The sequence below is a fragment of the Pseudomonas aeruginosa genome (assembly GCF_001457615.1).
In the GTDB taxonomy this organism is placed as follows: Bacteria; Pseudomonadota; Gammaproteobacteria; order Pseudomonadales; family Pseudomonadaceae; genus Pseudomonas; species Pseudomonas aeruginosa.
The window spans coordinates 4,654,062-4,677,685 of the sequence record NZ_LN831024.1; the positions used below are offsets into that span (position 1 = coordinate 4,654,062).

A 23,624-nucleotide genomic window follows, 5' to 3' on the forward strand; every position below is an offset into this window, starting at 1 on the left:
CCGCTCAGGACGCCGCGCGGCTTACCGAGCCGGTGCCGGAAGGCTCCTTCGGCGCCAGGTTGAAGGCGTAGTACAGGACGGTCAGCAGCAGGATGAACGGCGGGCCGATGTAGAGGGCGATGCGGGTGTCCTCGAAGAAGGCCATCAACACCACCACCATCACCAGGAACGCCAGCGCCAGGTAGGAACTGACCGGGTACAGCCACATGCGGTATTGCAGCTTGTCGCACTCGGCCGGGCTGAGCGTCTTGCGGAAGCGCAACTGGGCCAGCAGGATCATCGCCCAGGTCCAGATCGCGCCGAAGGTGGCGATGGAAGTCACCCAGACGAATACCTTCTCCGGCACCAGGTAGTTCAGCAACACGCCCAGCAGCAGCGCCAGGATCGACAGGATCAGCGCCCGGCGCGGTACGCCGCTGCGCGAGGCCTTGCCGAAGAAGGCCGGGGCCTGGCGATGCTGGGCCAGGCTGTAGAGCATGCGCCCGGTACTGAAGATGCCGCCATTGCAGGACGACAGTGCGGCGGTGATCACCACGAAGTTGATGATCCCGGCGGCGGTCTTGATGCCCATGCGCTCGAAGGTCATCACGAAGGGGCTGCCCTGGGTGCCGATCTCGTTCCACGGATAGAGCGACATGATCACGAACAGCGAGCCGACATAGAACAGCAGGATGCGCCAGAACACCGAGTTGATCGCGCTGGGAATGGTCTTGGTCGGGTTACGCGCTTCGCCGGCGGTGAGGCCGATCATTTCCACCCCGAGGTAGGCGAACATCACCATCTGCAGCGACATCAGCACGCCCTGGATGCCATTGGGCATGAAGCCGCCGTGGGCCCAGAGGTTGGAGATGCCGGTGGCGATGCCGTCGTTGCCGAAGCCGAAGGCGATCATGCCGATGCCGACCACCACCATCGCCAGGATGGTGACGATCTTGATCAGGGCGAACCAGAACTCGAACTCGCCGAAGGCGCGCACCGCGATGAGGTTGATCGTGCCCATGCTCGCCAGGGCCGCCAGGGCCCAGATCCAGCGCGGCACGTCGGGGAACCAGATACCCATGTAGACGGCGACGGCGGTGATTTCGGCGACACAGGTCACCAGCCAGAGGAACCAGTAGTTCCAGCCGGTGATGAAGCCCGCCAGCGGGCCCAGGTAGTCCTTGGCGTACTGGCTGAAGGAACCGGCCACCGGATTGTGTACCGCCATCTCGCCGAGGGCGCGCATGATCACCAGGATCGCCAGGCCGCCGAGGATGTAGGAGATCATGATGGCCGGGCCGGCCATCTGGATGGCCTTCGCCGAGCCCAGGAACAGGCCGACGCCGATACAGGCGCCGAGCGCCATCAGGCGGATGTGTCGCTCACCGAGCTCGCGCTTCAGGGAGCCGTCTTGAACCTTCTGTTCGCCGACAGACGACATGGGAACAACCTCATTTTGTTATTGAGATAGATCAGTTGCGGACTCGCTCGTGCGGTCGGGGTAGGGAAGCGGATTTCACCAACGGCGCGGCCCCTGCGCGATACCGCACAGCGGGCGACGACGGGGCGTCATAGGTTCCAGGACTGCACACCGGAAGAGGCTGTCCGCTCTCGTGGAGCGAACGTGGGCATTGCGGGAGTCGACTACAACTGAGGTCGGGCCGGAGTTTTACACAAGATTTCAAGGCCGTCATGCCCCGCGATGGGGCAACTGGACCAAAGGTGTAAGGACCGCCAACGCTGAATGGATTCACTCCCTGGGCCGCGCGCGCGGCAGCAGGGACAGCGGCCGGCCGAGCCGGGAGTGGACGGTTTCGCGCTGGCCTTGCAGGCGCCAGCTGCGCTCGAGCAGCCGGCTGCGCTGCATGGGGTCAGCGCAGGGGTTCGCGGCAGCGGAGATCGCGGTAGGGGCCGTCGAGCCTGACCCAGCCGTCTCCCGGCGAGGTCTGCATGCAGGCGACCTGGCCGTCGAGCTTGCTCTGCCATTTGTAGAAGGGCGCCGGCGCGGCCTGCGCCGCGAGGCCGGAGAAACCCGCCAGGACGACACCGACGAGAAGGGGAAAAAGTGTGCGCATCGACATTCCGGACCCGAAACACAAGGAACTCAGACAGACACTCTAACCCCTGCGCCACGCCGCTCCAATCCTCGGTCGTCCGATTGCCGCCGGGGAGATTTTCCTTGCACGAATGACAGCAGGGTTGCAGCGGGACAACTAGACTTCCCCCAGGTGCGGATGAATTGCGCAGCTACAGGCGGTGCGAGCATGGGTGCATCAGAACGATCCACGAACGACCCTTCCGAGCTGCAACCCTGCAGTCTCCCTGCCTCCGCTTCTCCTCGAAAAAGCCGTCTCCGCCAACGCCTGATGCTGATCGGCTTCGCCTTGCCGATCCTCGCCGCGGTGGGCATCGTGGTACTTCACGAAGCGCACACCTCGCGGCTGCAGGCACGCGAGCTGGCACGCTATGCCGCGACCCTGGACTACGAGGTGCGCCAGGGTCCCAGCGAGGCCATCCTGTTCCCGGCGGACGGCCCCTTCGACCGCCGCCTCGGCTATCAGTTGCTGCCTTCGTTCATGCAGCGCCTGTACGACCGCGACTACGCCATCACCCGCCAGGCGCACTTCTCCCCGGCACTGATGCGCTACGCCGAACACCGGCTGTTCCCGCCCTACGCGGAAAAGGCCCAGGCCGGGCTGGACATCGCCGATTGCCGCGGCGTGCCGATCTACGACTTCCGCTATCCGCAACGGCGCTACGCGAACTTCGCCAGCCTGCCGCCGCTGGTGGTGCAGAGCCTGCTGTTCATCGAGAACCGCGACCTGCTCGATCACGAACGCCCCTACCTCAACCCGGCGGTGGACTGGGGTCGCTTCACCCAGGCGGCGCTGTCGCAGGTCGGCAAGATGCTCGGCTTCAGCGCGCACTCCTCCGGCGGCAGCACCCTGGCGACCCAGATCGAGAAATACCGCCACTCTGCCGAAGGGCGCACCGGCAGCATCGGCGACAAGCTGCGGCAGATGCTCTCGGCCAGCGTACGCAGCTATCGCGAAGGCCCGGCCAACTTCGCCGCGCGCCAGGACATCGTGCTCACCTACCTCAACTCGGTGCCGCTGTCGGCGGCGCCGGGCTACGGCGAGGTCACCGGCCTGGCCGATGGCCTGTGGGTCTGGTACGGCGCCGACTACCGGCAGGTCGGCGAGGCACTCGACGGCAAGGCCGGACTCGCCGCCCAGGGCCTGGCCCTGCGCCAGGTGCTGGCGCTGATGATCGCCCACCGCCGGCCTTCCTTCTATCTGGCGCCGCGCGGCCGCGACGAGCTGGACCGGATGACCGACAGCCACCTGCGAGTCCTGACCCAGGCCGGCGTCATCGAGGCGCCGTTACGCGATGCGGCGCTGGCGCAGAAGCTGGCGTTCCGCGACCCACGCAGCCAGCCGACGGTGCAACCGCTGCCGACCAACAAGGGCGTGACCCTGGCTCGCACCCGCCTGGCCGGGATGCTCGGCGTGCCACTGTACGACCTCGACCGTCTCGACCTGCGGGCCAATACCACCCTCCAGCACGAGTTGCAGGAAAGCGTCACCGCCTACTTGCAGAAACTCGCCGACCCGGACTACGCCGCCCAGCTCGGGCTGATCGGCGAACGCCTGCTGACCCCGACCTCGACCCGCTCGGTACGCTACAGCTTCACCCTGTTCGAACGTACGCCGAGCGGCAACCAGGTGCGGGTGCAGACCGACAACACCGACCAGCCCTTCGACATCAACGAAGGCAGCAAGCTGGAGTTGGGCTCCACCGCCAAGCTACGGGTGCTGGCCAGCTACCTGGAGACCGTCGCGCAGATCCACCGCGACTATGGCGGCATGAGCGTCGCCGAGCTGCGCAAGGTGGAAGTGGAGCCGCTCGATTTCATCCTCCGCTGGGGCATCGACTACCTGGTCGCCAGCCGCGACCGCGATCTTTCCGCGATGCTCCAGGCGGCCATGGAACGGCGCTATTCGGCCAGCCCCTACGAGAGCTTCTTCACCGGCGGCGGGCTGCACACCTTCAACAACTTCCGCAAGGAAGACAACGGCCGCCGGCCGATGCTGCTGGAAGCCCTGCGCGAATCGATCAACCTGCCCTTCGTGCGCCTGTTGCGCGACCTGATCCGCCACGATATCTACCAGAACGCCGGGAGCAAGGTGCAGTTGCTGGCCGACGACAAGGACCCGCGCCGCGCCGACTACCTCGACCGTTTCGTCGACAAGGAAAGCCAGGTCTACCTGCGCCGCTTCTGGGTCAAGTACCGCGACAAGGACGCCAACCAGCGCCTGGAGACCTTCCTCGACGGCCTGCGTCCCTGGCCGGTGCGGCTGGCCGCGATCCACCGCTACCTGCAGCCACAGGCCGACCTGGCGAGCTTCAGCGCCTTCCTCCGCGAACGCCTGCCCCGCGGCAGCCTGACCGACAAGCGCGCCGCCGAGCTGTACGAGCGCTACGGCCCGGGCAAGTTCAACCTCAACGACCAGGGCTACGTCGCCCGCGTGCACCCGCTGGAGCTATGGCTGCTCGGCTATCTGCAGAAGCAGCCGCAGGCGACCTTCGGCGAGGCGGTGGCGGCCAGCGGCGCCGAGCGCAAGGAGGTCTACGGCTGGCTGTTCAAGTCGCGGCACAAGAACGCCCGCGACAAGCGCATCCGCATCCTGCTGGAGGTGGAGGCCTTCCTCGACCTGCACCAGCAATGGAAGAAACTCGGCTATCCCTTCGATCACCTGGTGCCCTCCTACGCCACCGCCCTGGGCAGCTCCGGCGACCGCCCGGCGGCGCTGGCCGAACTGATGGGGATCATCGTCAACGATGGCGTGCGCATGCCGACCCTGCGCCTGGAGCACCTCGACTTCGCCCTGGGTACGCCCTACGAGACGCGCTTCGCCCCGGAAGCCACCCTCGGCCAGCGGGTGATGACCTCGGAGGTCGCCACGACCCTGCGCAACGCGCTGTCCCAGGTGGTCGACGCCGGCACCGCGCGGCGCCTGCAAGGCACCTTCAGCCGTCCGGACGGCGCGCCACTGGTGATGGGCGGCAAGACCGGCACCGGCGACAACCGCCTGCAGACCTTCAGCGCCGGCGGCCACGTGCGCAGTTCGAAGGCACTGAACCGCACCGCCACTTTCGTCTTCTACATCGGCCCGCGGCACTTCGGTACCCTCACCGCCTACGTCGACGGCAGCGAGTCGAGCCAGTTCAAGTTCACCTCGGCCCTGCCAGTGCAGGTACTCAAGGGCATGGCACCGCTCCTCAGGGACTACCTCGACCCACGCACCGCCACCCGCTGCCAGGTACCGTTGTCGCCGCAACAGATCGGCCGCCTGTAGCGGTTCAGCGCACCGGCCAGTACCAGGCCGGCCGGTCCAGCTCGCGCAGCCCCTGGATGCGGGTCTCGCCGAAGTCCTTCTCCAGCCCCAGCGAATGGCATTCCGGGTGCTCTTCGAGCGTCGCGACAAGCCGCGCGGCGTGCGACACCACCAGCACCTGGGAGTGCTGCGCGGCCTGGCCGACCAGGCGCCCGAGGGCCGGCAGCAGGTCGGGATGCAGGCTGGTTTCCGGTTCGTTGAGCACCAGCAGCGCCGGCGGCCGCGGCGACAACAGGGCGGCGATCCACAGCAGGTAGCGCAGGGTGCCGTCCGACAGCTCCGCGGTGCGCAGCGGCCGCAGCAGGCCGGGCTGCTCGATCAGCACTTCGAAGCGCCCTCCCGGGTTGTCAATGTGCAGGCGGCTGCCGGGAAAGGCATCGTCCACCGCCTCGTCCAGCGCCGCCGCATCGCCGATCTCGCGGATGGTCTGCAGGGCCGCGGCCAGGTCGGCGCCGTCGGCGCCCAGCACCGGTGTATGGGTGCCGATCTGCGGACACCGCGCCGGCGCCTCGGCGTCGCTGCGGAAATGGTCGTAGAAGCGCCAGGAGCGGATCCGCTCGCGCAGGCCGAGCAGTTCCGGCACCTGTCGCGGGTCCACCGCCGCGCCCAGCATGCTGTCGAAGGTGGCGAGGTGCTGCGCCGCCACTTCCCAGCGACCGCCGCCGCCGCGTGCGCGCAACAACGGCCCGCGACGGTCGACGAGGACATTGGCCGGGCGCAGGAACGGGCCGGCCCAGATGCATTCGCGCTTGATCACCGGGTCGAGACCGAACTTGCTCTGGCTTGGCTCCGGCAGGCCGAGGTCGATGCAATAACCGAAATCCTCCCCGGCGAAGCCCAGGCGCAGGTTCACCGACTGCCGGCGCACGCTGCCTTCGATCGGCTGGGCGCCACTGCGCATGGCCCGGCTGATGTCCTCCGGTCCCGCCCACAGGGTCGATGGCAGGCCGCCCTCGCGCGCCAGCGACGGGATCACTTCGCCGCGCGCGCTGTCCGCCAGCAGGCGCAAGGCCCGGTAGACGTTGGACTTGCCGGCGCCGTTGGCGCCGGTGATCAGGTTCAGGCGCCGCAGCGGCATCACCAGGTCGCGCAGGGTGCGGTAGTTGGACACCGCCAGGGTGGTCAGCATGGCTGCTCTCGAAGGAACGGAAACGCGGCCGATTGTAGGCCAAATGCCGCATCGCTTACTTGAGCCCGGCCACCCCGGCGACGATCAACCCGACAGAAACCAGCTTCACCGCCGTCAGGCTCTCGCCAAGCAGCAGGACGCCGAGGAACACCGTGCCCAGCGAGCCGATCGCGGTCCAGATCGGATAGGCGACGCTGACCGGCAACTCGCGCAGCGCCAGGGTCAGGAAATAGATCCCGCCGATCGCCGCGACCACCGTCAGCAACGACGGCCAGAGTCTGCCGAAGCCGTTGGAGAACTTCATGCCCATGGCGAAGGCGACCTCGAAGGCCGCCGCCACCAGCAGATGGAACCAGGCCATGGCGGCTCCTCAGGCCGACCGCGCCAGCGCCAGCAGGCGCTGTTCCGCCTCGGCGCAGGAGTCCTCGAAGGACCTGCCGCCGGATTCCTCGCCTTCCGCCGCGACCACCGTGACCTCGTCGATGCCGATGAAACCCAGCGCGGTGCGCAACCAGGGATCGGCGTGGTTCATCGCCTGGTTCTCGCCGCCCGGGCCGAAGCCATGGCCACCGCGACTGGTGACGATTAGCGCACGCTTGCCACGCAGCAGCGGCCGGTACTGGGCGACGCCATTATCGAGGACGAAATCGAAGGTCACCCCGAGGCGCACGATCTGGTCGATCCAGGCCTTCAGGCCGCTGGGCACGCTGAAGTTGTACATCGGCGTGGAGATCACCAGCAGGTCGCTGTCGAACAGTTCGCCGACCAGTTGGTCGCTCAGCGCCAGGTCGGCCTGCATCGCCAGCGAACGCTGTTCCGGCTGGGGATGGAAGGCGGCGGCGACGAAGGCCTCGGTGACCGCCGGAAGCGGTACCCGGCCGACTTCGCGGCGAGCCACGCGGGCCTGCGGATGGGCTTCGCGATAGGCCGCCAGGAAAACCTCGGCGAGACGCCGGGACTGCGAGCGCTCGCCTCGCGGACTGGCATGCACTGCAAGAATTCTACTCATCTGTATCTCCTTGGATTCGGCTAGACTCGAATGGCCTCAAGGCCCTTCTCCTGGAGCCAGAAATTATTGGCAGCGGGGGTTCCCGACAAATGAGCAATAGTTGTTCAGGGTGAATTCAGTTCACCCATGGAGATTCCAATGTTCGCTTCCCTGCCGCTGACCGCGTTGCGCACCTTCGAATCGGCGGCCCGCCAGTCGAGCTTCAAGGCCGCCGCCGAGGAGCTTGCGGTAACGCCAACCGCGGTTTCCCACCAGATCCGTTCGCTGGAAGCCTGGCTCGGCGTTCCGCTGTTCCAGCGCCTGCCACGGAAAGTGCGCCTGACCGACTGCGGCGAACGGCTGTTCCGCAGCCTGCACGGGGCCCTGCTGGAAATTTCGCAGAGCGTCGACACGCTGCGTCCGCAGCGCAGCGTAGGCAACCTGACGGTCTCCACCACCCCGGCCTTCGCCGCCCTCTGGCTGGTGCCGCGTCTCGGCCGCTTCTACGCCGCGCACCCGCAGATCAACCTGCGCCTGGACACCAACTGCGAAGTCCTCGACCTGCACCAGGACGCCAGCATCGACCTGGTGATCCGCTACAGCCTCGACGACCATCCGAACTTCTACGGTCTCTGCCTGTTCGACGAATGCTTCGCGGTCTACGGCTCGCCGGCCCAGGTCGCCCTGGCCGCAGAACGGCAGCCGACCCTGATCAGCGTGCGCTGGCACAACTCCAGGCTCTACGCCCACGGCTGGGAGGCCTGGTGCGCGCAGGCCGGCGAAGACTGGATGGAGGGCCAGCCGGTGATCCGCCAGTACGACGAGGAGCACTATGCCCTGCAGGCGGCCATCGCCGGCCAGGGACTGGTGCTGGCCAGTTCGATCCTGGTTTCGGAAAGCGTCGCCAGCGGCCTGCTGCAACCCTACAGAGCGGATATCAGTGTCGACGGCGCCGGCTACAGCGCGCTATGCGTGCCCGGACGGGAACGTCATCCGCCGGTGAAGGCATTCTTCGAATGGCTGAGGCTGGAGGCACGACAGTCGGGGCACGCTTGCCGGCTGGAGCGGGACGCCTGAGCGGCGCGGCGGGACAGGGACAACGCGGCTGCCGTTATCCGTCCTGCGCGGCCAGGCGCAGCAGCCGCCGGACAAAACGACGGCCCGCACCTTGCGGGGCGGGCCGTCTCCATGCGCGGGCGCTTTACCCGCCCGCAGGCTCGATCAGCGCTGGGTTACCGGAGCGGCGGAGCCCTGGTGCGCCTCGCGGTACTCCTGCTCCGCATCGTCGAAGCGCTTGAGCATGCTCGTCGAAGGCGCCTTGCCGAGCAGGCTGAAGACGACGATGGCGACGCTGGCGAAGAGGAAGCCGGGGATGATCTCGTACAGGCCGGTCCAGCCCAACAGGTTCTTCCACAGGATCACCGTCGCCGCGCCGACGATCATGCCGGCCAGCGCGCCGTTGCGGGTCATCCGCTTCCACAGCAGGGAGAACAGCACCAGCGGGCCGAAGGCGGCGCCGAAGCCGGCCCAGGCATAGGACACCAGGCCGAGCACGCGGTTTTCCGGGTTGGAGGCCAGCCAGATGGCGATCACCGCCACCAGCAGCACCATGGCGCGACCGACCCAGACCAGTTCCAGCTGGCTGGCGCCCTTGCGCAGGAAGGCCTTGTAGAAGTCCTCGGTGAGCGCCGAGGAGCAGACCAGCAGCTGGCAGCTCAGGGTGCTCATGACCGCGGCGAGGATGGCGGACAGCAACACGCCGGCGATCCACGGGTTGAACAGGATCTTGGCCAGCTCGATGAATACCCGCTCGGGGTTCTCGCTGACCGCGCCGGCCTGCTCCGGATGCGCCTGGAAGTAGGCGATGCCGAAGAAGCCCACGGCCACGGCGCCACCGAGGCAGAGGATCATCCAGGTCATGGAGATGCGGCGCGCGGCCGGGATCGATTTCACCGAGTCGGCGGCCATGAAGCGCGCCAGGATGTGCGGCTGGCCGAAGTAGCCCAGGCCCCAGGCCATCAGCGAGATCACGCCGATGAAGGAGGCGCCCTTGAGCATGTCGAAGCTGGTCGCGTCCTTCAGCTCGATGGCGGTGAAGGTCGGCTCGACGCCGCCGGTGGCGAGCATCACGATCACCGGGGTGAGGATCAGCGCGAAGATCATCAGCGAGGCCTGCACGGTGTCGGTCCAGCTCACCGCGAGGAAGCCACCGATGAAGGTGTAGGCGATGGTCGCCGCGGCGCCGGCCCACAGCGCGGTCTCGTAGGAGAGGCCGAAGGTGCTCTCGAACAGGCGCGCACCGGCGACGATGCCGGAAGCGCAGTAGATGGTGAAGAACACCAGGATCACCAGGGCCGAGAAGATCCGCAGCAGGCGGCTGTTGTCCTCGAAGCGGTTGGTGAAGTAGTCGGGCAGGGTCAGCGCGTTGCCGTTGTGCTCGGTCTGCACCCGCAGGCGGCCGGCGACGAACAGCCAGTTGAGGTAGGCGCCGACGATCAGGCCGATGGCGATCCAGCTTTCGGACAGGCCGGACAGGTACACCGCGCCGGGCAGGCCCATCAGCAGCCAGCCGCTCATGTCGGAGGCGCCGGCGGACAGCGCCGTGACGAAGCTGCCGAGGCTGCGGCCACCGAGGATGTAGTCGGAGAAGTTGTTGGTGGAGCGATATGCCGCCAGGCCGATCAGGACCATGGCCGCGATGTAGATCACGAAGGTGATCAGCGTGGGCGTATTGACACTCATAGGGACTCCCCTATTGCTTGTTTTTATCCGGGCCCTTGCGTGTGCAAGCAACGGGTAGCGGGCCCTTGGTTGGCAGAATGGCGCTTGTGGCGTCACTCCGTGAGCGCTTGCCGGAGCAAGCCGGAAACGTGGGTGGCCTCAAACGAGTCCGAACAGGCCCACGCCTCACGATCCCTCCCCTGTCGGGCAGGGAAAATCGTCCTTTATGGTCCGTTCCGGGCACGCACCGGAACGGCGGTCATTTCCCTTGGCGTTCGCTGCGGCGAACCCCGGAAACCGACCCGGGCGCCAAGGCGCCCGGGAACGGAGTATCACTCGGCGTCGGCCAGCGACAGCAGCGACGCGTTGCCGCCCACCGCGGTGGTGTTCACCGACGTGGTGCGCTCGCTGACGAAACGCAGCAGGTAGTTCGGCCCGCCGGCCTTGGGACCGGTGCCGGACAGCCCGTGGCCGCCGAACGGTTGCACGCCCACCACCGCGCCGATCTGGTTGCGGTTGATGTAGAGGTTGCCGACCCGCGCCAGCTCTTCGATGCGACGGGCGGTTTCCTCGTTGCGGCTATGGACCCCCATGGTCAGGCCGAAACCGGTGGCGTTTATCGCCTGCACGACCTTTTCCAGGTCCTGCGCGGCATAACGCACCACGTGCAGCACCGGGCCGAAGTTCTCTTTCTTCAGCTCGTCGATGCCGCTGATCTCGAACGCGACGGGAGCGACGAAGTGACCGTTCAGGTTGCCCGGCACCTTGGTCTCGGCGATCAGCTTGCCGGCGGCCTTCAGCGCGGCGATGTGCTGCTCCAGGCCGGCCTTGGCCTCGGCGTCGATCACCGGGCCGACGTCGCTGACGCGCACGTCGGTCGGGCCGACCTTCAGCTCGGCCATGGCGCCCTTGAGCAACTCGATCACCCGCTCGGCGATGTCCTGCTGCACGTACATCACGCGCAGCGCGGAGCAGCGCTGGCCGGCGCTGGTGAACGCGGATTGTACCGCATCCTTGATCACCTGTTCCGGCAAAGCGGTGGAATCGACGATCATCGCGTTCTGCCCGCCGGTCTCGGCGATCAGGGTGGCGATGGCGCCGGGCTTCTCGGCCAGTTGGCGGTTGATGATGCGGGCGGTGTCGGTGGAGCCGGTGAAGGCCACCCCGGCGACCCGCGCGTCACGGCAGAACACGCCGCCGAGGGTGGCGCCGTCGCCCGGCAGCAGGGCGATAACGTCCTTCGGCAGGCCGGCTTCGAACATCAGTTCGACGGTGCGCGCGGCGATCAGGCTGGTCTGCTCGGCCGGCTTGGCCAGCACAGTGTTGCCGGCCACCAGCGCGGCGCTGATCTGGCCGAGGAAGATCGCCAGCGGGAAGTTCCACGGGCTGACGCAGGCGAAGATGCCGCGGCCTTCGTAGAACAGCTCGTTGCGCTCGCCGGTCGGGCCGCGCAGTTCCTCGCGGACCAGGCGCTGGCGGGCCTGCTGGGCGTAGTAGCGGCAGAAGTCGACCGCCTCGCGGATCTCGTCGATACCGTCCTGCAACGACTTGCCGGCTTCCAGGGTGCACAGCGCCATCAGCTCGCCGCGCTGGGCTTCCAGCAGGTCGGCGAGACGCTCGAGGATGCCGGCACGCTCGTCCACCGGGGTGGCGCTCCAGCGCGGCCAGGCCGCCTGCAGCACGTCGAGGGCCTTGCCGGCCTGCTCGGCGGACGCGTACTGGACGCTGCCGACCAGCCTCTCCAGGTCGTACGGGCAACGCACTTCGTGGGCCGGGCCGGAGAGCTTCTCGCCGTTGACGATCGGCGCGGCTTGCCACTGGCGGGTCAGGTGCGGCTTGTAGGCGAGCTCCAGCTCGTTCCACTGGTTCTGGATGTTCATGTTGATGCCCTGGGAGTTTTTCCGCCCGGCGCCGAAGATCGCCTGGGGCAGAGGGATACGGTCGTTGGCCAGCGTCTTGAACTGGCGCAGTTGGGTAACCGGGTGCTGGATCAGCGTCTCCACCGGCACGCGCGGGTCCACCAGCTTGTGCACGAAGGAAGAGTTGGCGCCGTTCTCCAGCAGGCGCCGGACCAGGTACGGCAGCAGGTCCTTGTGCGCGCCGACCGGGGCGTAGATGCGCACGTTGCGGCGGTACTTCTCGATCACCGTGTCGTACAGCGCGTCGCCCATGCCATGCAGGCGCTGGAACTCGAAGTCGCGCTCCTCGCCGCCGGCGGCCCTGGCTTCGTCGGCCAGGGCGAGGATGGCGGTCACGGTGTGGGCGTTGTGGCTGGCGAACTGCGGGTAGATCACCCCGCGGGTGTGCTCGCTGAGCAGGTAGCGGGCGCAGGCCAGGTAGGAAGTGTCGGTGCCTTCCTTGCGGGTGTAGACGGGGTAGCCATCGGCGCCCTGCACCTGGCACTGCTTGATCTCGCTGTCCCAGTAGGCACCCTTCACCAGGCGCAGCGGGATGCGTGCGCCAAGCTCGCGGCCGAGCAGGGTCAGCCATACCAGCACCGGCAGGCAGCGCTTGGAGTAGGCCTGGATGACCAGGCCGAACTCGCCCCAGCCGGCGATGGCCGGGTCGCGCATCAGCTTCTCGTAGAGTTCGAGGGACAGCTCCAGGCGATCGGCTTCCTCGGCGTCGATGGTGATGCCGACGTTCAGCTTGCGCGCGCGCACCGCCAGTTCCAGGACATTGGCGAACAGCTCGCTGAGCACCCGCTCGCGTTGCGCCACTTCGTAGCGCGGATGCAGCGCCGAGAGCTTGATCGAGATCGACGGCCGCGGCCCCGGACCGACCTGCGGCTCGGCGCCGACGGTGTCGATGGCCTGGCGGTAGTCGGCCATGTATTTCTCGGCGTCGGCGGCGGTCAGCGCGGCCTCGCCGAGCATGTCGAAGGAATAGGTGTAGCCCTGCTCGCGGCATGGACGACCGTTCTTCAGCGCTTCGGAGATGGTCCGGCCAAGCACGAACTGCTTGCCCATCAGCTTCATCGCCTGGTTCATCGCGGCGCGGATCACCGGTTCGCCAGAGCGCTGCACCAGCCGGCTGATGACGCTCGGGGCGCGGCCGTCGGTGCGTTCGTCGATGTTCACCACCTTGCCGGTCATCACCAGGCCCCAGGCGGCGAAATTGACCAGAACGTTGTCGCTCTGGCCGAGATGGCGCTGCCAGTCGGCGGCGGACAGCTTGTCGCGGATCAGCGCGTCGGCGGTCGCCGCGTCAGGCACACGCAACAGCGCCTCGGCCAGACACATCAGCATCAGGCCTTCCTGGGTGTCCAGGCTGTATTGGCGCAGGAGTGCGTCGAGGGTATCGACGGCGTTGTCCCGGCTGCGCACGGTTTCGATCAGTGCGCGGGCGTTGCGGCGGATAGCCTCGATGCCGTCGGGACCGGGGTCGGCGAGCTGCAGCAGTTCGCCCAGGTAGGCTTCCTCGTCGACCGCGTAGTTGGCGCTGATGACAGGGAAGAATTCGGCTGCGGACCGGGTCTGGTCCTCGCCCTGCAAGACGTGACTGGCTTTGAACATCACGCCCTCCTCTTGTGGAGCCATTGTTATTGAAAGAAGTCCGGCCAGGCGTCCATTGCCCGGGGCACCGCCGCCGGCGGGTTGTGCCGGCGGCGCGGCACGTCCTGTGGCGCGGGAATACGGATCAGTATGGGTCAGGCCCATTCCGCCGGCGCGAGGCACCAGCGGATAGCGGAATGTAGTGGCTGCGAGAGGGGCGATTCTTGCGAAAGACTCTGGAGTTTTTGCGGAAAACTCCTGGCTGCGGAACTTTCCCGTTCCTCTTCGCCGGCAGGCATGCGGACATTGCCGCTGCACGTCGGCACGACGCCATGCAGAGTGGCTACGCGGGTCTACCGACACAAAAAGAAATAATATAACATCCCAATAAATACGCCGATCCGACCCCGTCGCCCTTCCTCCGGGAAGAGCCTGGGTTCGCTTTGGCCTGAAAAAAGTCCGACCCATGACCATGGAGCCCGCAATGTCCTCTTCCGGCCTTTTCCCTTCCCGTCCGCTCTGGCCTCTCACGCCACTGGCGCTGGCCTGCCTGATTGTTTCGGGGGAAACGCTCGGCGCCGACGGCCGCCCCAGCGAATTGCCCTCCCAGGTGATCACCGCCAACCCGCTGGGCAACGAATCTCCCGCCACGCCCAGCAGCGTGCTCGAAGGCGACGAGCTGACCCTGCGACAGAAAGGCAGCCTCGGCGAAACCCTCAACGGCCTGCCCGGGGTGTCCTCCACCTACTTCGGACCGGGCGCCAGCCGACCGGTGATCCGCGGCATGGACGGTGATCGCATCCGCCTGCTGCGCAACGGCGTCGGTGCGCTCGACGCCTCGTCGCTGTCCTACGACCACGCGGTGCCGGAAGACCCCAACAGCGTCGAGCGCCTGGAAGTGGTACGCGGCCCGGCCGCCCTGCTCTACGGCGGCAATGCCATCGGCGGGGTGGTGAACAGCTTCGACAACCGCATCCCCAGCGAACCCGTCGACGGCATCCACGGCAGCGGCGAACTGCGCTACGGCGGCGCCGACACCACCCGTAGCCGCTCCGGCGCACTGGAGGCCGGCGACGGCAACTTCGCCCTGCACGTGGACGCCGCCAGCCGCGAGTTCAACGACGTCAGGATTCCCGGCTACGCCCATTCCAGCCGCCAGCGGCAGATCGACGGCGACACCGGCAAGCATCGGGTGCAGAACAGCGACGGCCGCCAGGACGGCGGCGCCGTCGGTGGCTCCTATCACTGGGAGCACGGTTACGCCGGCCTCTCCTACAGCGGCTACGACAGCAACTATGGCTCGCCGGCCGAGGACGACGTGCGCCTGAAGATGCAGCAGGACCGCTACGCCTTCGCCTCCGAGATCCGCGACCTCGAAGGCCCGTTCACCTCGCTGAAGCTGGACGCCGCCTATACCAAGTACGAGCACAAGGAAATCGAGGACGGCGAGACCGGCACCACCTTCAAGAACGAAGGCTACGAAGGCCGCATCGAGGCCCGCCACCGCCCGCTCGGCCCGCTGAACGGGGTGGTCGGCGCGCAGTTCGCCAACAGCCGCTTCTCCGCCCTCGGCGAGGAAGCCTTCGTGCCGCACACGGAAACCGACAGCGCCGCGCTGTTCGCCCTGGAGGAATGGAAGCTCAGCGACCGCCTCGACCTCAGCTTCGGCGCCCGCCTGGAGCACACCCGCGTGGACCCCGACGCCAAGGGCAACGAGCGCTTCGCCGAGAACGACGGTTCACAGAGCTTCACCACCGGCAGCCTGTCCACCGGCGCGGTGTACAAGCTGACGCCGATCTGGTCGCTGGCCGCCACCCTCAGCTACACCGAGCGCGCCCCGACCTTCTACGAGCTGTACGCCAACGGTCCGCACGCCGCCACCGGCACCTACGAGGTAGGCGATGCCGACGCGGACAAGGAAAAGGCGGTCTCCACCGACCTCGCCCTGCGCTTCGACAACGGCGTGCACAAGGGCAGCGTCGGGGTGTTCTACAGCCGCTTCTCCAACTACATCGGCCTGCTCGCCAGCGGTCGCCATCGCAACGAGGAAGGCGAAGTGGTCGCCGTCGGCGATGACGAGGCGCTGCCGGAATACCTCTACAGCGGCGTTCGCGCGGACTTCTACGGCGTCGAGGCGCAGGACCGCATCCACCTGCTGGAAAGCCCGTACGGCAACTTCGACCTGGAACTCTCCGGGGACTACACCCGCGCCAAGAACAAGGACACCGGCGAACCGCTGCCACGCATCGCCCCGCTGCGCCTGAACACCGCGCTGATCTGGGAGTTGCAGCAGTGGCAGGCGCGGGTCGACGTCGAACACGCCGCCTCGCAGCACCGCGTGCCGGAGGAAGAACTCTCCACCGACGGCTACACCACCCTCGGCGCCAGCCTCGGCTACAACTTCGACCTCGGCGAGAGCCGCTGGCTGGCCTTCGTCAAGGGCACCAACCTGACCAACCAGACCGTGCGCTACGCCAGTTCGATCCTGCGCGACCGGGTGCCGGCGGCGGGACGCGGCATCGAGGCGGGGGTGAAGGTGGCGTTCTGAGACAGGCCGTGCGGGACGAATTCGCTCGGCGGATGACGTCCGCGCCGTTATCCGTCCTACACCACTCCCGGTAGGGCGAATAACCGCCTGCGGTTATCCGCCGAAGGTGGCGGATGGCGCTCAGCCCTTGCGCAGCGACTTCGGCGTCAGCCCCAGGTAGCGGCGCATCGCCGTGGTCAGCGCGCTCTGGCTGGAGAAGCCGCATTCCTCGGCGATCCGCACCAGAGGCAGGCGGCTTTCCCGCAGCAACCGCGCGGCGCAGTCGAGGCGGACCTTGAGCAGGTACTGGTGCGGGGTCAGGCCGACGCTGTCCTTGAACTGCGCGTGGAAATGGCTCGGGCTGAGACAGGCGACCTGGGCCAGTTCGGCGACCGTGATGCGCCGCGCCAGGTTCCGCACGATATGCGCGTCCAGGCGCTCCAGGTCGAGCGGCCCGCTGGCCGCCAGGGGCTGCTGCTCGCCGAACAGGCGCAGGTGCAGGGCGCGGATCAGCACTCCGCCGAGGGCACGGGTCAGCAGCGGGTCGCTGCCGTAGCGGGCCAGTTCGGCGCCGGCGTAGCTGAGCAGGTTCTGGAAGTCGGCGTCCAGGGTCGGGTAGCGCGGCGCCTCGAACAGGCGCGCGAGCAGGTCGGGGTCTTCCGGGGTCGGGTTGTCCTCGCCCAGGTCGATGATCAGCATGCGGTTGTCGCCCACCCCGGCGAACACGTGGCCCGCCTCGCCCGGCACCAGGCAGGCGCGCATCCGGCAGACTTCCCCGCCACAGCCGTTGACCTCGAATTCGGCGCGCCCGGCCAGCGACATCACCAGTTGGTGATGCTCGTGGGCGTGGGTGTGCGACTGGTCGGGCAGACGGATGAGGCGGGTGTCGAACATGAACGGCAACTGCTCAATTTTTGCGCACTCTACTCGACTTGCCCGACGCTGCCCAGCACCTTGCCGCAAGTGGTACCCGCGTACCGCGTGCTGCGTGGAAACCTTCGGCAACATCCTTGAACGGACAGGGATTGAAACCCGCCCCCGGGGCCCCATCTAGACTCTCATGTTTCAGTCAGTCAGGTGCCTCATGAGCGACCAGGACGTTAATCCCGAACACATCAGCGACGCGCAGCCCGCCGGCACCGGCCTGGTGCTGCCCGGCCAGACCCTGCCGACCACCCTCTACGTGATCCCGATCCACAACCGCCCGTTCTTCCCGGCGCAGGTGCTGCCGGTGATCGTCAACGAAGAACCCTGGGCGGAAACCCTCGAACTGGTGGCCAAGACCGACCACCATTCGCTGGCCCTGTTCTTCATGGACAATCCTCCGGAAGACCCGCGCCACTTCGACGTCAACAGCCTGCCCGAGCACGGCACGCTGGTCCGGGTGCACCATGCCTCGCGCGAGGGCGGCAAGCTGCAGTTCGTCGCCCAGGGCCTGTCGCGGGTGCGTATCCGGGGCTGGATCAAGCGCCATCGTCCGCCGTTCATGGTGGAGGTGGACTATCCGAAGACCCCGATCGATCCCAGTGACGAAGTGAAGGCCTACGGCATGGCCCTGATCAACGCGATCAAGGAGCTGCTGCCGCTCAATCCGCTGTACAGCGAGGAACTGAAGAACTACCTGAACCGCTTCAGTCCCAACGACCCGTCGCCACTCACCGACTTCGCCGCGGCCCTGACCACCGCGCCCGGCGGCGAACTGCAGGAAGTGCTGGACACCGTGCCGATCCTCAAGCGGATGGAGAAGGTCTTGCCGCTGCTGCGCAAGGAGGTGGAAGTCGCGCGCCTGCAGAAGGAACTGTCCGCCGAGGTCAACCGCAAGATCGGCGAACACCAGCGCGAATTCTTCCTCAAGGAACAGTTGAAGATCATCCAGCAGGAGCTGGGCATCACCAAGGACGACAAGAGCGCCGACGCCGACGAATTCCGCGCCCGCCTGGAAGGCAAGGTGCTGCCCGAGCAGGCGCGCAAGCGTATCGACGAAGAGCTGAACAAGCTGTCGATCCTCGAGAGCGGCTCGCCCGAGTACGCCGTCACCCGCAACTACCTGGACTGGGCCACAGCCCTGCCCTGGGGCGTGTACGGCAAGGACAAGCTCGACCTCAAGCATGCGCGCAAGGTCCTCGACAAGCATCACGCGGGCCTCGACGACATCAAGGATCGCATCCTCGAGTTCCTCGCCGTGGGTAGTTTCAAGGGCGAGATCGCCGGCTCCATCGTGCTCCTGGTCGGCCCGCCGGGAGTGGGCAAGACCAGCATCGGCAAATCCATCGCCGAGAGCCTCGGCCGGCCGTTCTACCGTTTCAGCGTCGGCGGCATGCGCGACGAGGCGGAGATCAAGGGCCACCGCCGCACCTACATCGGCGCCCTGCCCGGCAAGCTGGTGCAGGCATTGAAGGAAGTCGAGGTGATGAACCCGGTGATCATGCTCGACGAGATCGACAAGCTCGGCGCCAGCTACCAGGGCGACCCGGCCTCGGCGCTGCTGGAAACCCTCGACCCGGAGCAGAACGTCGAATTCCTCGACCACTACCTGGACCTGCGCCTGGACCTGTCCAAGGTGCTGTTCGTCTGCACCGCCAACACCCTCGACTCGATCCCCGGACCGCTCCTCGACCGGATGGAAGTGATCCGCCTGTCCGGCTACATCTCCGAGGAAAAACTGGCCATCGCCAAGCGCCACCTGTGGCCCAAGCAGTTGGAAAAGGCCGGCGTACCTAAGGGCCGCCTGAGCATCAGCGATGCCGCGCTGCGCGCGGTGATCGAGGGCTATGCGCGGGAAGCCGGGGTGCGCCAGTTGGAGAAACAGCTCGGCAAGCTGGTGCGCAAGTCGGTGGTCAAACTGCTGGAGGATCCCGAGTCGAAGGTGAAGATCGGTCCCAGGGACCTTGAGGACTACCTCGGCATGCCGGTGTTCCGCAGCGAGCAGGTGCTTTCCGGGATCGGCGTGATCACCGGGCTGGCCTGGACCAGCATGGGCGGCGCCACCCTGCCGATCGAGGCGACCCGCATCCACACGCTGAACCGTGGCTTCAAGCTCACCGGCCAGCTCGGCGACGTGATGAAGGAATCCGCCGAGATCGCCTATAGCTACATCGGCTCGCACCTGAAGAAGTATGGCGGCGACCCGACCTTCTTCGACCAGGCGTTCGTCCACCTGCACGTGCCGGAAGGTGCCACGCCCAAGGACGGTCCCAGCGCCGGCGTCACCATGGCCAGCGCCCTGCTCTCCCTGGCGCGCAACCAGGTGCCGAAGAAAGGCGTGGCGATGACCGGCGAACTGACCCTGACCGGCCAGGTCCTGCCCATCGGCGGGGTCCGCGAGAAGGTGATCGCCGCGCGCCGGCAGAAGATCTTCGAGCTGATCCTGCCGGAAGCCAACCGCGGCCACTTCGAAGAGTTGCCCGACTATCTCAGGGAAGGGCTGACCGTGCATTTCGCCAAGCGCTACGGCGACGTGGCCAAGGTGCTGTTCCCGGCCTGAGCCGGCGGCGGATGGCCGACCGGTTCGGCCGTCCGCCGCGCCAACCTTGGCACTCGGGCGCCAGCAGGGTTTATGCTGGCGCCCTTTCCATTCGAGCCGAGGAGCGCTGCATGTCCTTTTCCCCCTCCCGTCTGCTGCTGCCATTGTCCATCGTGGTCCTGGCCGGCTGCGCCGGGCAACAGAAGCCGGTGGTCACCCTGGACGACGCCGACGACTGTTCGCCGCTGAAGCTGACGCAAGGCCAGGAACTGGTGCTGACCCTGCCGAGCAATCCCACCACCGGCTTCCGCTGGGAACTGCGCAACCCTGCTGCCAGCGTGCTCAAGCGCCTTGGCCCGGAGGTCTACAGCAATTCCGAAGAAGACAGCGGCCTGGTTGGCAGCGGCGGCGAATCGACCTGGCGCTTCCGCGTCGCCGCCAGCGGCGACGACCGCCTGGAACTGGTCTACCGGCGGCCCTGGGAAAAGGACGCGGAACCGGCGGAAAGCTTTTCCTGCGCGATCCAGGTGCGCTGAAACCGCTGCCCGCGGCGGACACATTCTGTACGAAGACCGACGTCCCGCGCCGTGGCGACCTGGCCTATCCTGACAGGCCCCGTCGCCCCGAGGACTCCATGCTCCGCGCCTCCTTCGTCCTGCTCGCCCTGTCCTGCGCCGCTCCTCTGCCCTCGCTGGCCGAACCGTTGCGCTTCGCAGGCGACGACGGCTGCCCCTACCTGTGCCCTGGCACGCCGCAGCGGCCCGGCTACCTGGTCGAGGCGCTCAGCCAGGTCCTTCGGGAGCCACCGCACTTCGACAGCCTGCCCTGGCCGCGCGCCGTGCAGATGGTCCGCGACGGCCATCGCGACGGCCTGGTCGGCGCCTATGGACTCGACGGCCTGCGGGTCGGCAGCGAGCCCATCGGCTGGGTCGGGCTGGCCTTCTACACCCGCCACGACAGCGACTGGCACTACTCCGGCGATGCTTCCCTGCTCGGCCAGCGCCTGGGCCTCGCCCAGGGCTACGTGAACAATCCGCGCTTCGAAGCCTGGCGCAGCCAGGCCGGCGACGACGACCTGCACCTGCAGGTCCTCGGCGGCGAGCGCGTGCTGCCGCGCAACCTGCAGAAACTGCTGCTCGGCCGCATCGACGTGCTATTGGAAGACCGCGACATCATCGAGCACTACCTGGAGCATCATCCGCAGCTCGCCGGACAGATCCGCCGCGCCGGCGAACTACCCGGGCGGCAGCCGCTGCACGTCGGCCTCAGCCCGCACCTGCCGGAGGTCGACGCGCGTCTCGCGGAACTCGACGAAGGGCTACGCCAACTGCGTCGCGAAGGCACCCTGAAGGTCCTCGGCGAGCGCTATAGGCTTTCTTTCGAATGACTTTCCGGGCCGCCGGAAATCCGCCGCCAGACCAGCAACCACGCTGCTTTCAGCCGATTGAATAAATTCCGGCAGGCCTTTTTGGCGTCGTCTATTACTCAATCTACGACGGCACCGAAAGGAGGCGCGTCATGGGCACCGCTCTTCGTTACTCACTGCTCTGGGCATCCACTGTCTTCGTTTCCTCCTGCGGCAGCCTGCTGCCCAGCGAACGAGCGGAAGTCCAATCCCCCTTCGTCGACTACCTCGATGCCGAACTGCGCTATTCCCAGGCGCAACCCGGCAGCACGACCCGTTCGCAGCTGTTCGGGCTGGGTTTCGATCCATTGACCCAGGGCAACGGCCGCATGCTGTCGTTCATCGACGTGCGGCTCATGTTCATCCAGCCGAACATCCCCATCGATTACCTGCCGGGCGGCCTGGTGCAATGCCTGGAAGCGAAGGACCGTTGCATCGGCTACGCCTTCGATTTCAGCAAGACCGACACCCAGCGGGTCGGCAGCTTCTGGGCGGACGTGTTCAACTTCCGCAAGAAACGGGAGTTGCAGGGCTGGTCGTTCAAGGCGGTGTTCGTCTTCGTCAACGACGTGCTGGTGCACAAGGTCAGCAACGGCGAACCGAACATCCATCGCCTGGAAGACAAGAAGAACCCGCTGGGTCCGCTGCAGGGCGCGGGAGAGTACTTCTCCGACAAGCTCAGGTGATTCGCCTGCGCGCATGGGTGAATCGTCGCCGCGCAGTTGGGCGACGCTCATCCCTCGGCTACAATTCGGCCCCCTGAAAAGCCGTGATGCCCGAGGTCACCCGCGTGAGCGAGTCCGATCGCCTGTTCGCCCAACCCCAGCAACGTGTCGCCGACTTCGTGTTCAACGAAGACGTGGTGCGCGTGTTCCCCGACATGATCAAGCGCTCCGTGCCGGGCTACCCCACCATCGTCGAGAACATCGGCGTACTCGGCGCGCAGTTCGCCCAGCCGAACAGCGTGCTCTACGACCTCGGCTGCTCGCTCGGCGCGGTCACCCAGTCGCTGCGCCGCCACGTCCGCAACGACGGCTGCCGGGTGATCGGGGTGGACAACTCGCACGCGATGATCGAGCGCTGCAGTGAATACCTGCATGCCCAGGACGCCATGTACCAGGAGCTGCTGCCGGTCGAGCTGATCGAGGCCGACATTCTCGCCCTGGACCTGCAACCCACCTCGCTGGTGGCGATGAACTTCACCCTGCAGTTCGTCGCCCCCGACCAGCGCCTCGGCCTGCTGCGCAGGATCCGCCAGGCACTGCTGCCCGGCGGCGCGCTGATCCTCTCGGAGAAACTGCGCTTCGCCGATGCGCAGGAGCACGCGCTGCTCACCGACCTGCACATCGCCTTCAAGCGTGCCAACGGCTACAGCGAGCTGGAGATCGCGCAGAAGCGCAGCGCGCTGGAAAACGTCATGCTCCCCGACACCTTCGAGGAACACCGTGAACGGCTCCTGGCCGCCGGCTTCAGCCGGGTCAGCCAATGGTTCCAGTGTCTCAACTTCGCCTCGATGATCGCCCTGCCATGATCCAGCACCTCGCCCTCGACGCCCTCCAGCGACACCTCGCCGGCTCTCCGCTGTACGGCTGGGCGACCAGCCTGCCCGCGCAGATCGCCGCGCGCATCGAGGAAGGCCACGGCGACCTGGCCCGTTGGTGGAGCGCGGTCCAGCGCCTGCCCCAGGTGCCCGCGCCGAAGGTCGAACTGGCCCAGCGCTTCGCCCTGCACAGCGACCACGATGCGGCGCTACAAGCGCAGGTGAAGGAAGCGCTGCAAGGGCTGATTCCCTGGCGCAAGGGGCCGTTCGACTTCTTCGGCGTACAGGTCGATACCGAATGGCGTTCCGACTGGAAATGGGAGCGTGTCTCGCCACATGTCGAACTGCGTGGCAAACGCGTCCTCGACGTCGGCTGCGGCAACGGCTACTACCAGTGGCGCATGCTCGGCGCCGGCGCGGAAAGCGTGGTCGGGGTCGATCCGAACTGGCTGTTCCTCTGCCAGTTCCTCGCCGCCAAGCGCTACCTGCCGGAGCTGCCGGCCTGGCACCTGCCGCTGGCCCTGGAAGACCTGCCGGAGAAGCTCGAAGGCTTCGACACGGTATTCTCCATGGGCGTGCTCTATCACCGTCGCTCGCCCATCGACCACCTGCTGGCGCTCAAGGACTGCCTGAAGCGCGGCGGCGAACTGGTCCTGGAGACCCTGGTGGTGGAAGGCGACGCCAGCACCGTGCTGGTGCCCGAGGACCGCTACGCGCAGATGCGCAACGTCTGGTTCCTGCCCTCGGTGGCAGCCCTGGAGCTCTGGCTGCGCCGCGCCGGGTTCGCCGACGCGCGCTGCGTCGACGTCAGCCTGACCAGCGTCGAGGAACAACGCTCCACCGAATGGATGCGTTTCCAGTCGCTGCCGGAATTCCTCGATCCACAGGACCGTTCGCGAACCGTCGAAGGCCTGCCGGCACCGATGCGCGCCACGCTGGTGGCGCGCAAGCCCTGACAGCGGGTAGGGTAAAGCCCATC

The 23,624-nt window shown here is 67.0% G+C and carries 17 protein-coding genes; 9 read left to right on the forward strand and 8 right to left on the reverse strand.

Going from position 1 to position 23,624, the window contains the following annotated elements; all coding sequences use genetic code 11:
• Positions 1 to 4: 4 nt before the first annotated feature.
• Both AT700_RS21395 and AT700_RS21400 read right to left on the reverse strand, forming a co-directional pair.
• On the reverse strand, positions 5 to 1,420 hold the full coding sequence (locus AT700_RS21395) for an amino acid permease (protein ID WP_010793865.1): 1,416 nt from the start codon (positions 1,418 to 1,420) through the stop codon (positions 5 to 7).
• 430 nt (positions 1,421 to 1,850) lie between these two features.
• Positions 1,851 to 2,060, reverse strand: coding sequence for a hypothetical protein (locus tag AT700_RS21400; RefSeq protein ID WP_009875978.1), 210 nt, complete (start codon positions 2,058 to 2,060; stop codon positions 1,851 to 1,853).
• Positions 2,061 to 2,213: 153 nt separating this feature from the next.
• On the opposite strand from AT700_RS21400, the gene AT700_RS21405 reads away from it, so the two are divergent.
• Positions 2,214 to 5,339, forward strand: a complete 3,126-nt coding sequence (locus AT700_RS21405; RefSeq protein ID WP_003123023.1) for a transglycosylase domain-containing protein — start codon at positions 2,214 to 2,216, stop codon at positions 5,337 to 5,339.
• Between the two features lie 4 nt (positions 5,340 to 5,343).
• On the opposite strand, the gene AT700_RS21410 is transcribed toward AT700_RS21405, so the two are convergent.
• From AT700_RS21410 to azoR1, 3 genes are read right to left on the reverse strand one after another with little or no spacing between them, the layout of a single operon-like run.
• Positions 5,344 to 6,507: an AAA family ATPase gene (locus AT700_RS21410; RefSeq protein WP_003120773.1), complete on the reverse strand. Its 1,164-nt coding sequence runs from the start codon at positions 6,505 to 6,507 to the stop codon at positions 5,344 to 5,346.
• Positions 6,508 to 6,562: 55 nt separating this feature from the next.
• Entirely contained in the window at positions 6,563 to 6,868 is a 306-nt protein-coding gene (locus AT700_RS21415; protein WP_003103070.1) for a DMT family transporter, read from the reverse strand.
• 9 nt (positions 6,869 to 6,877) lie between these two features.
• Positions 6,878 to 7,516: an FMN-dependent NADH-azoreductase AzoR1 gene (gene azoR1, locus AT700_RS21420; RefSeq protein ID WP_003120774.1), complete on the reverse strand. Its 639-nt coding sequence runs from the start codon at positions 7,514 to 7,516 to the stop codon at positions 6,878 to 6,880.
• Positions 7,517 to 7,642: 126 nt separating this feature from the next.
• On the opposite strand from azoR1, the gene AT700_RS21425 reads away from it, so the two are divergent.
• A complete protein-coding gene (locus AT700_RS21425; RefSeq protein WP_003123025.1) occupies positions 7,643 to 8,572 on the forward strand; it encodes a LysR substrate-binding domain-containing protein in 930 nt (309 codons plus the stop codon).
• A 144-nt stretch (positions 8,573 to 8,716) separates the two neighbouring features.
• Here AT700_RS21425 and putP read toward each other — a convergent pair whose 3' ends face one another.
• Together putP and putA are read right to left on the reverse strand one after the other, a co-directional pair.
• Positions 8,717 to 10,237 carry a sodium/proline symporter PutP gene (putP, locus tag AT700_RS21430; RefSeq protein ID WP_003103073.1) on the reverse strand — a complete coding sequence of 507 codons (1,521 nt, stop codon included), beginning with the start codon at positions 10,235 to 10,237 and terminating at the stop codon, positions 8,717 to 8,719.
• A gap of 311 nt (positions 10,238 to 10,548) precedes the next feature.
• Positions 10,549 to 13,731 (reverse strand): bifunctional proline dehydrogenase/L-glutamate gamma-semialdehyde dehydrogenase PutA, encoded by a 3,183-nt coding sequence (gene putA, locus AT700_RS21435; protein ID WP_003085590.1) that lies wholly within the window; start codon positions 13,729 to 13,731, stop codon positions 10,549 to 10,551.
• Positions 13,732 to 14,194: 463 nt separating this feature from the next.
• Between putA and AT700_RS21440 the strand changes: the two genes are divergently transcribed.
• A complete protein-coding gene (locus AT700_RS21440) occupies positions 14,195 to 16,258 on the forward strand; it encodes a TonB-dependent receptor (RefSeq protein ID WP_042929571.1) in 2,064 nt (687 codons plus the stop codon).
• 120 nt (positions 16,259 to 16,378) lie between these two features.
• Here the strand turns inward: AT700_RS21440 and AT700_RS21445 are convergent, their stop codons facing one another.
• Positions 16,379 to 17,131 carry an AraC family transcriptional regulator gene (locus tag AT700_RS21445; RefSeq protein ID WP_003085585.1) on the reverse strand — a complete coding sequence of 251 codons (753 nt, stop codon included), beginning with the start codon at positions 17,129 to 17,131 and terminating at the stop codon, positions 16,379 to 16,381.
• A gap of 190 nt (positions 17,132 to 17,321) precedes the next feature.
• On the opposite strand from AT700_RS21445, the gene lon reads away from it, so the two are divergent.
• From lon to cmoB, 6 genes are all read left to right on the forward strand, one after another.
• Positions 17,322 to 19,721: an endopeptidase La gene (lon, locus tag AT700_RS21450; RefSeq protein ID WP_003101982.1), complete on the forward strand. Its 2,400-nt coding sequence runs from the start codon at positions 17,322 to 17,324 to the stop codon at positions 19,719 to 19,721.
• 110 nt (positions 19,722 to 19,831) lie between these two features.
• Positions 19,832 to 20,236 carry a protease inhibitor I42 family protein gene (locus AT700_RS21455; RefSeq protein WP_003085581.1) on the forward strand — a complete coding sequence of 135 codons (405 nt, stop codon included), beginning with the start codon at positions 19,832 to 19,834 and terminating at the stop codon, positions 20,234 to 20,236.
• A 98-nt stretch (positions 20,237 to 20,334) separates the two neighbouring features.
• A complete protein-coding gene (locus tag AT700_RS21460) occupies positions 20,335 to 21,087 on the forward strand; it encodes a substrate-binding periplasmic protein (protein WP_003145751.1) in 753 nt (250 codons plus the stop codon).
• 131 nt (positions 21,088 to 21,218) lie between these two features.
• Positions 21,219 to 21,791: a hypothetical protein gene (locus AT700_RS21465; RefSeq protein ID WP_003085577.1), complete on the forward strand. Its 573-nt coding sequence runs from the start codon at positions 21,219 to 21,221 to the stop codon at positions 21,789 to 21,791.
• Between the two features lie 104 nt (positions 21,792 to 21,895).
• Positions 21,896 to 22,636, forward strand: a complete 741-nt coding sequence (cmoA, locus tag AT700_RS21470) for a carboxy-S-adenosyl-L-methionine synthase CmoA (RefSeq protein ID WP_003123029.1) — start codon at positions 21,896 to 21,898, stop codon at positions 22,634 to 22,636.
• Positions 22,633 to 23,601, forward strand: a complete 969-nt coding sequence (gene cmoB / locus AT700_RS21475) for a tRNA 5-methoxyuridine(34)/uridine 5-oxyacetic acid(34) synthase CmoB (protein WP_003085573.1) — start codon at positions 22,633 to 22,635, stop codon at positions 23,599 to 23,601. Before cmoA ends, cmoB begins: the two co-directional genes overlap by 4 nt.
• Positions 23,602 to 23,624 lie beyond the last annotated feature (23 nt).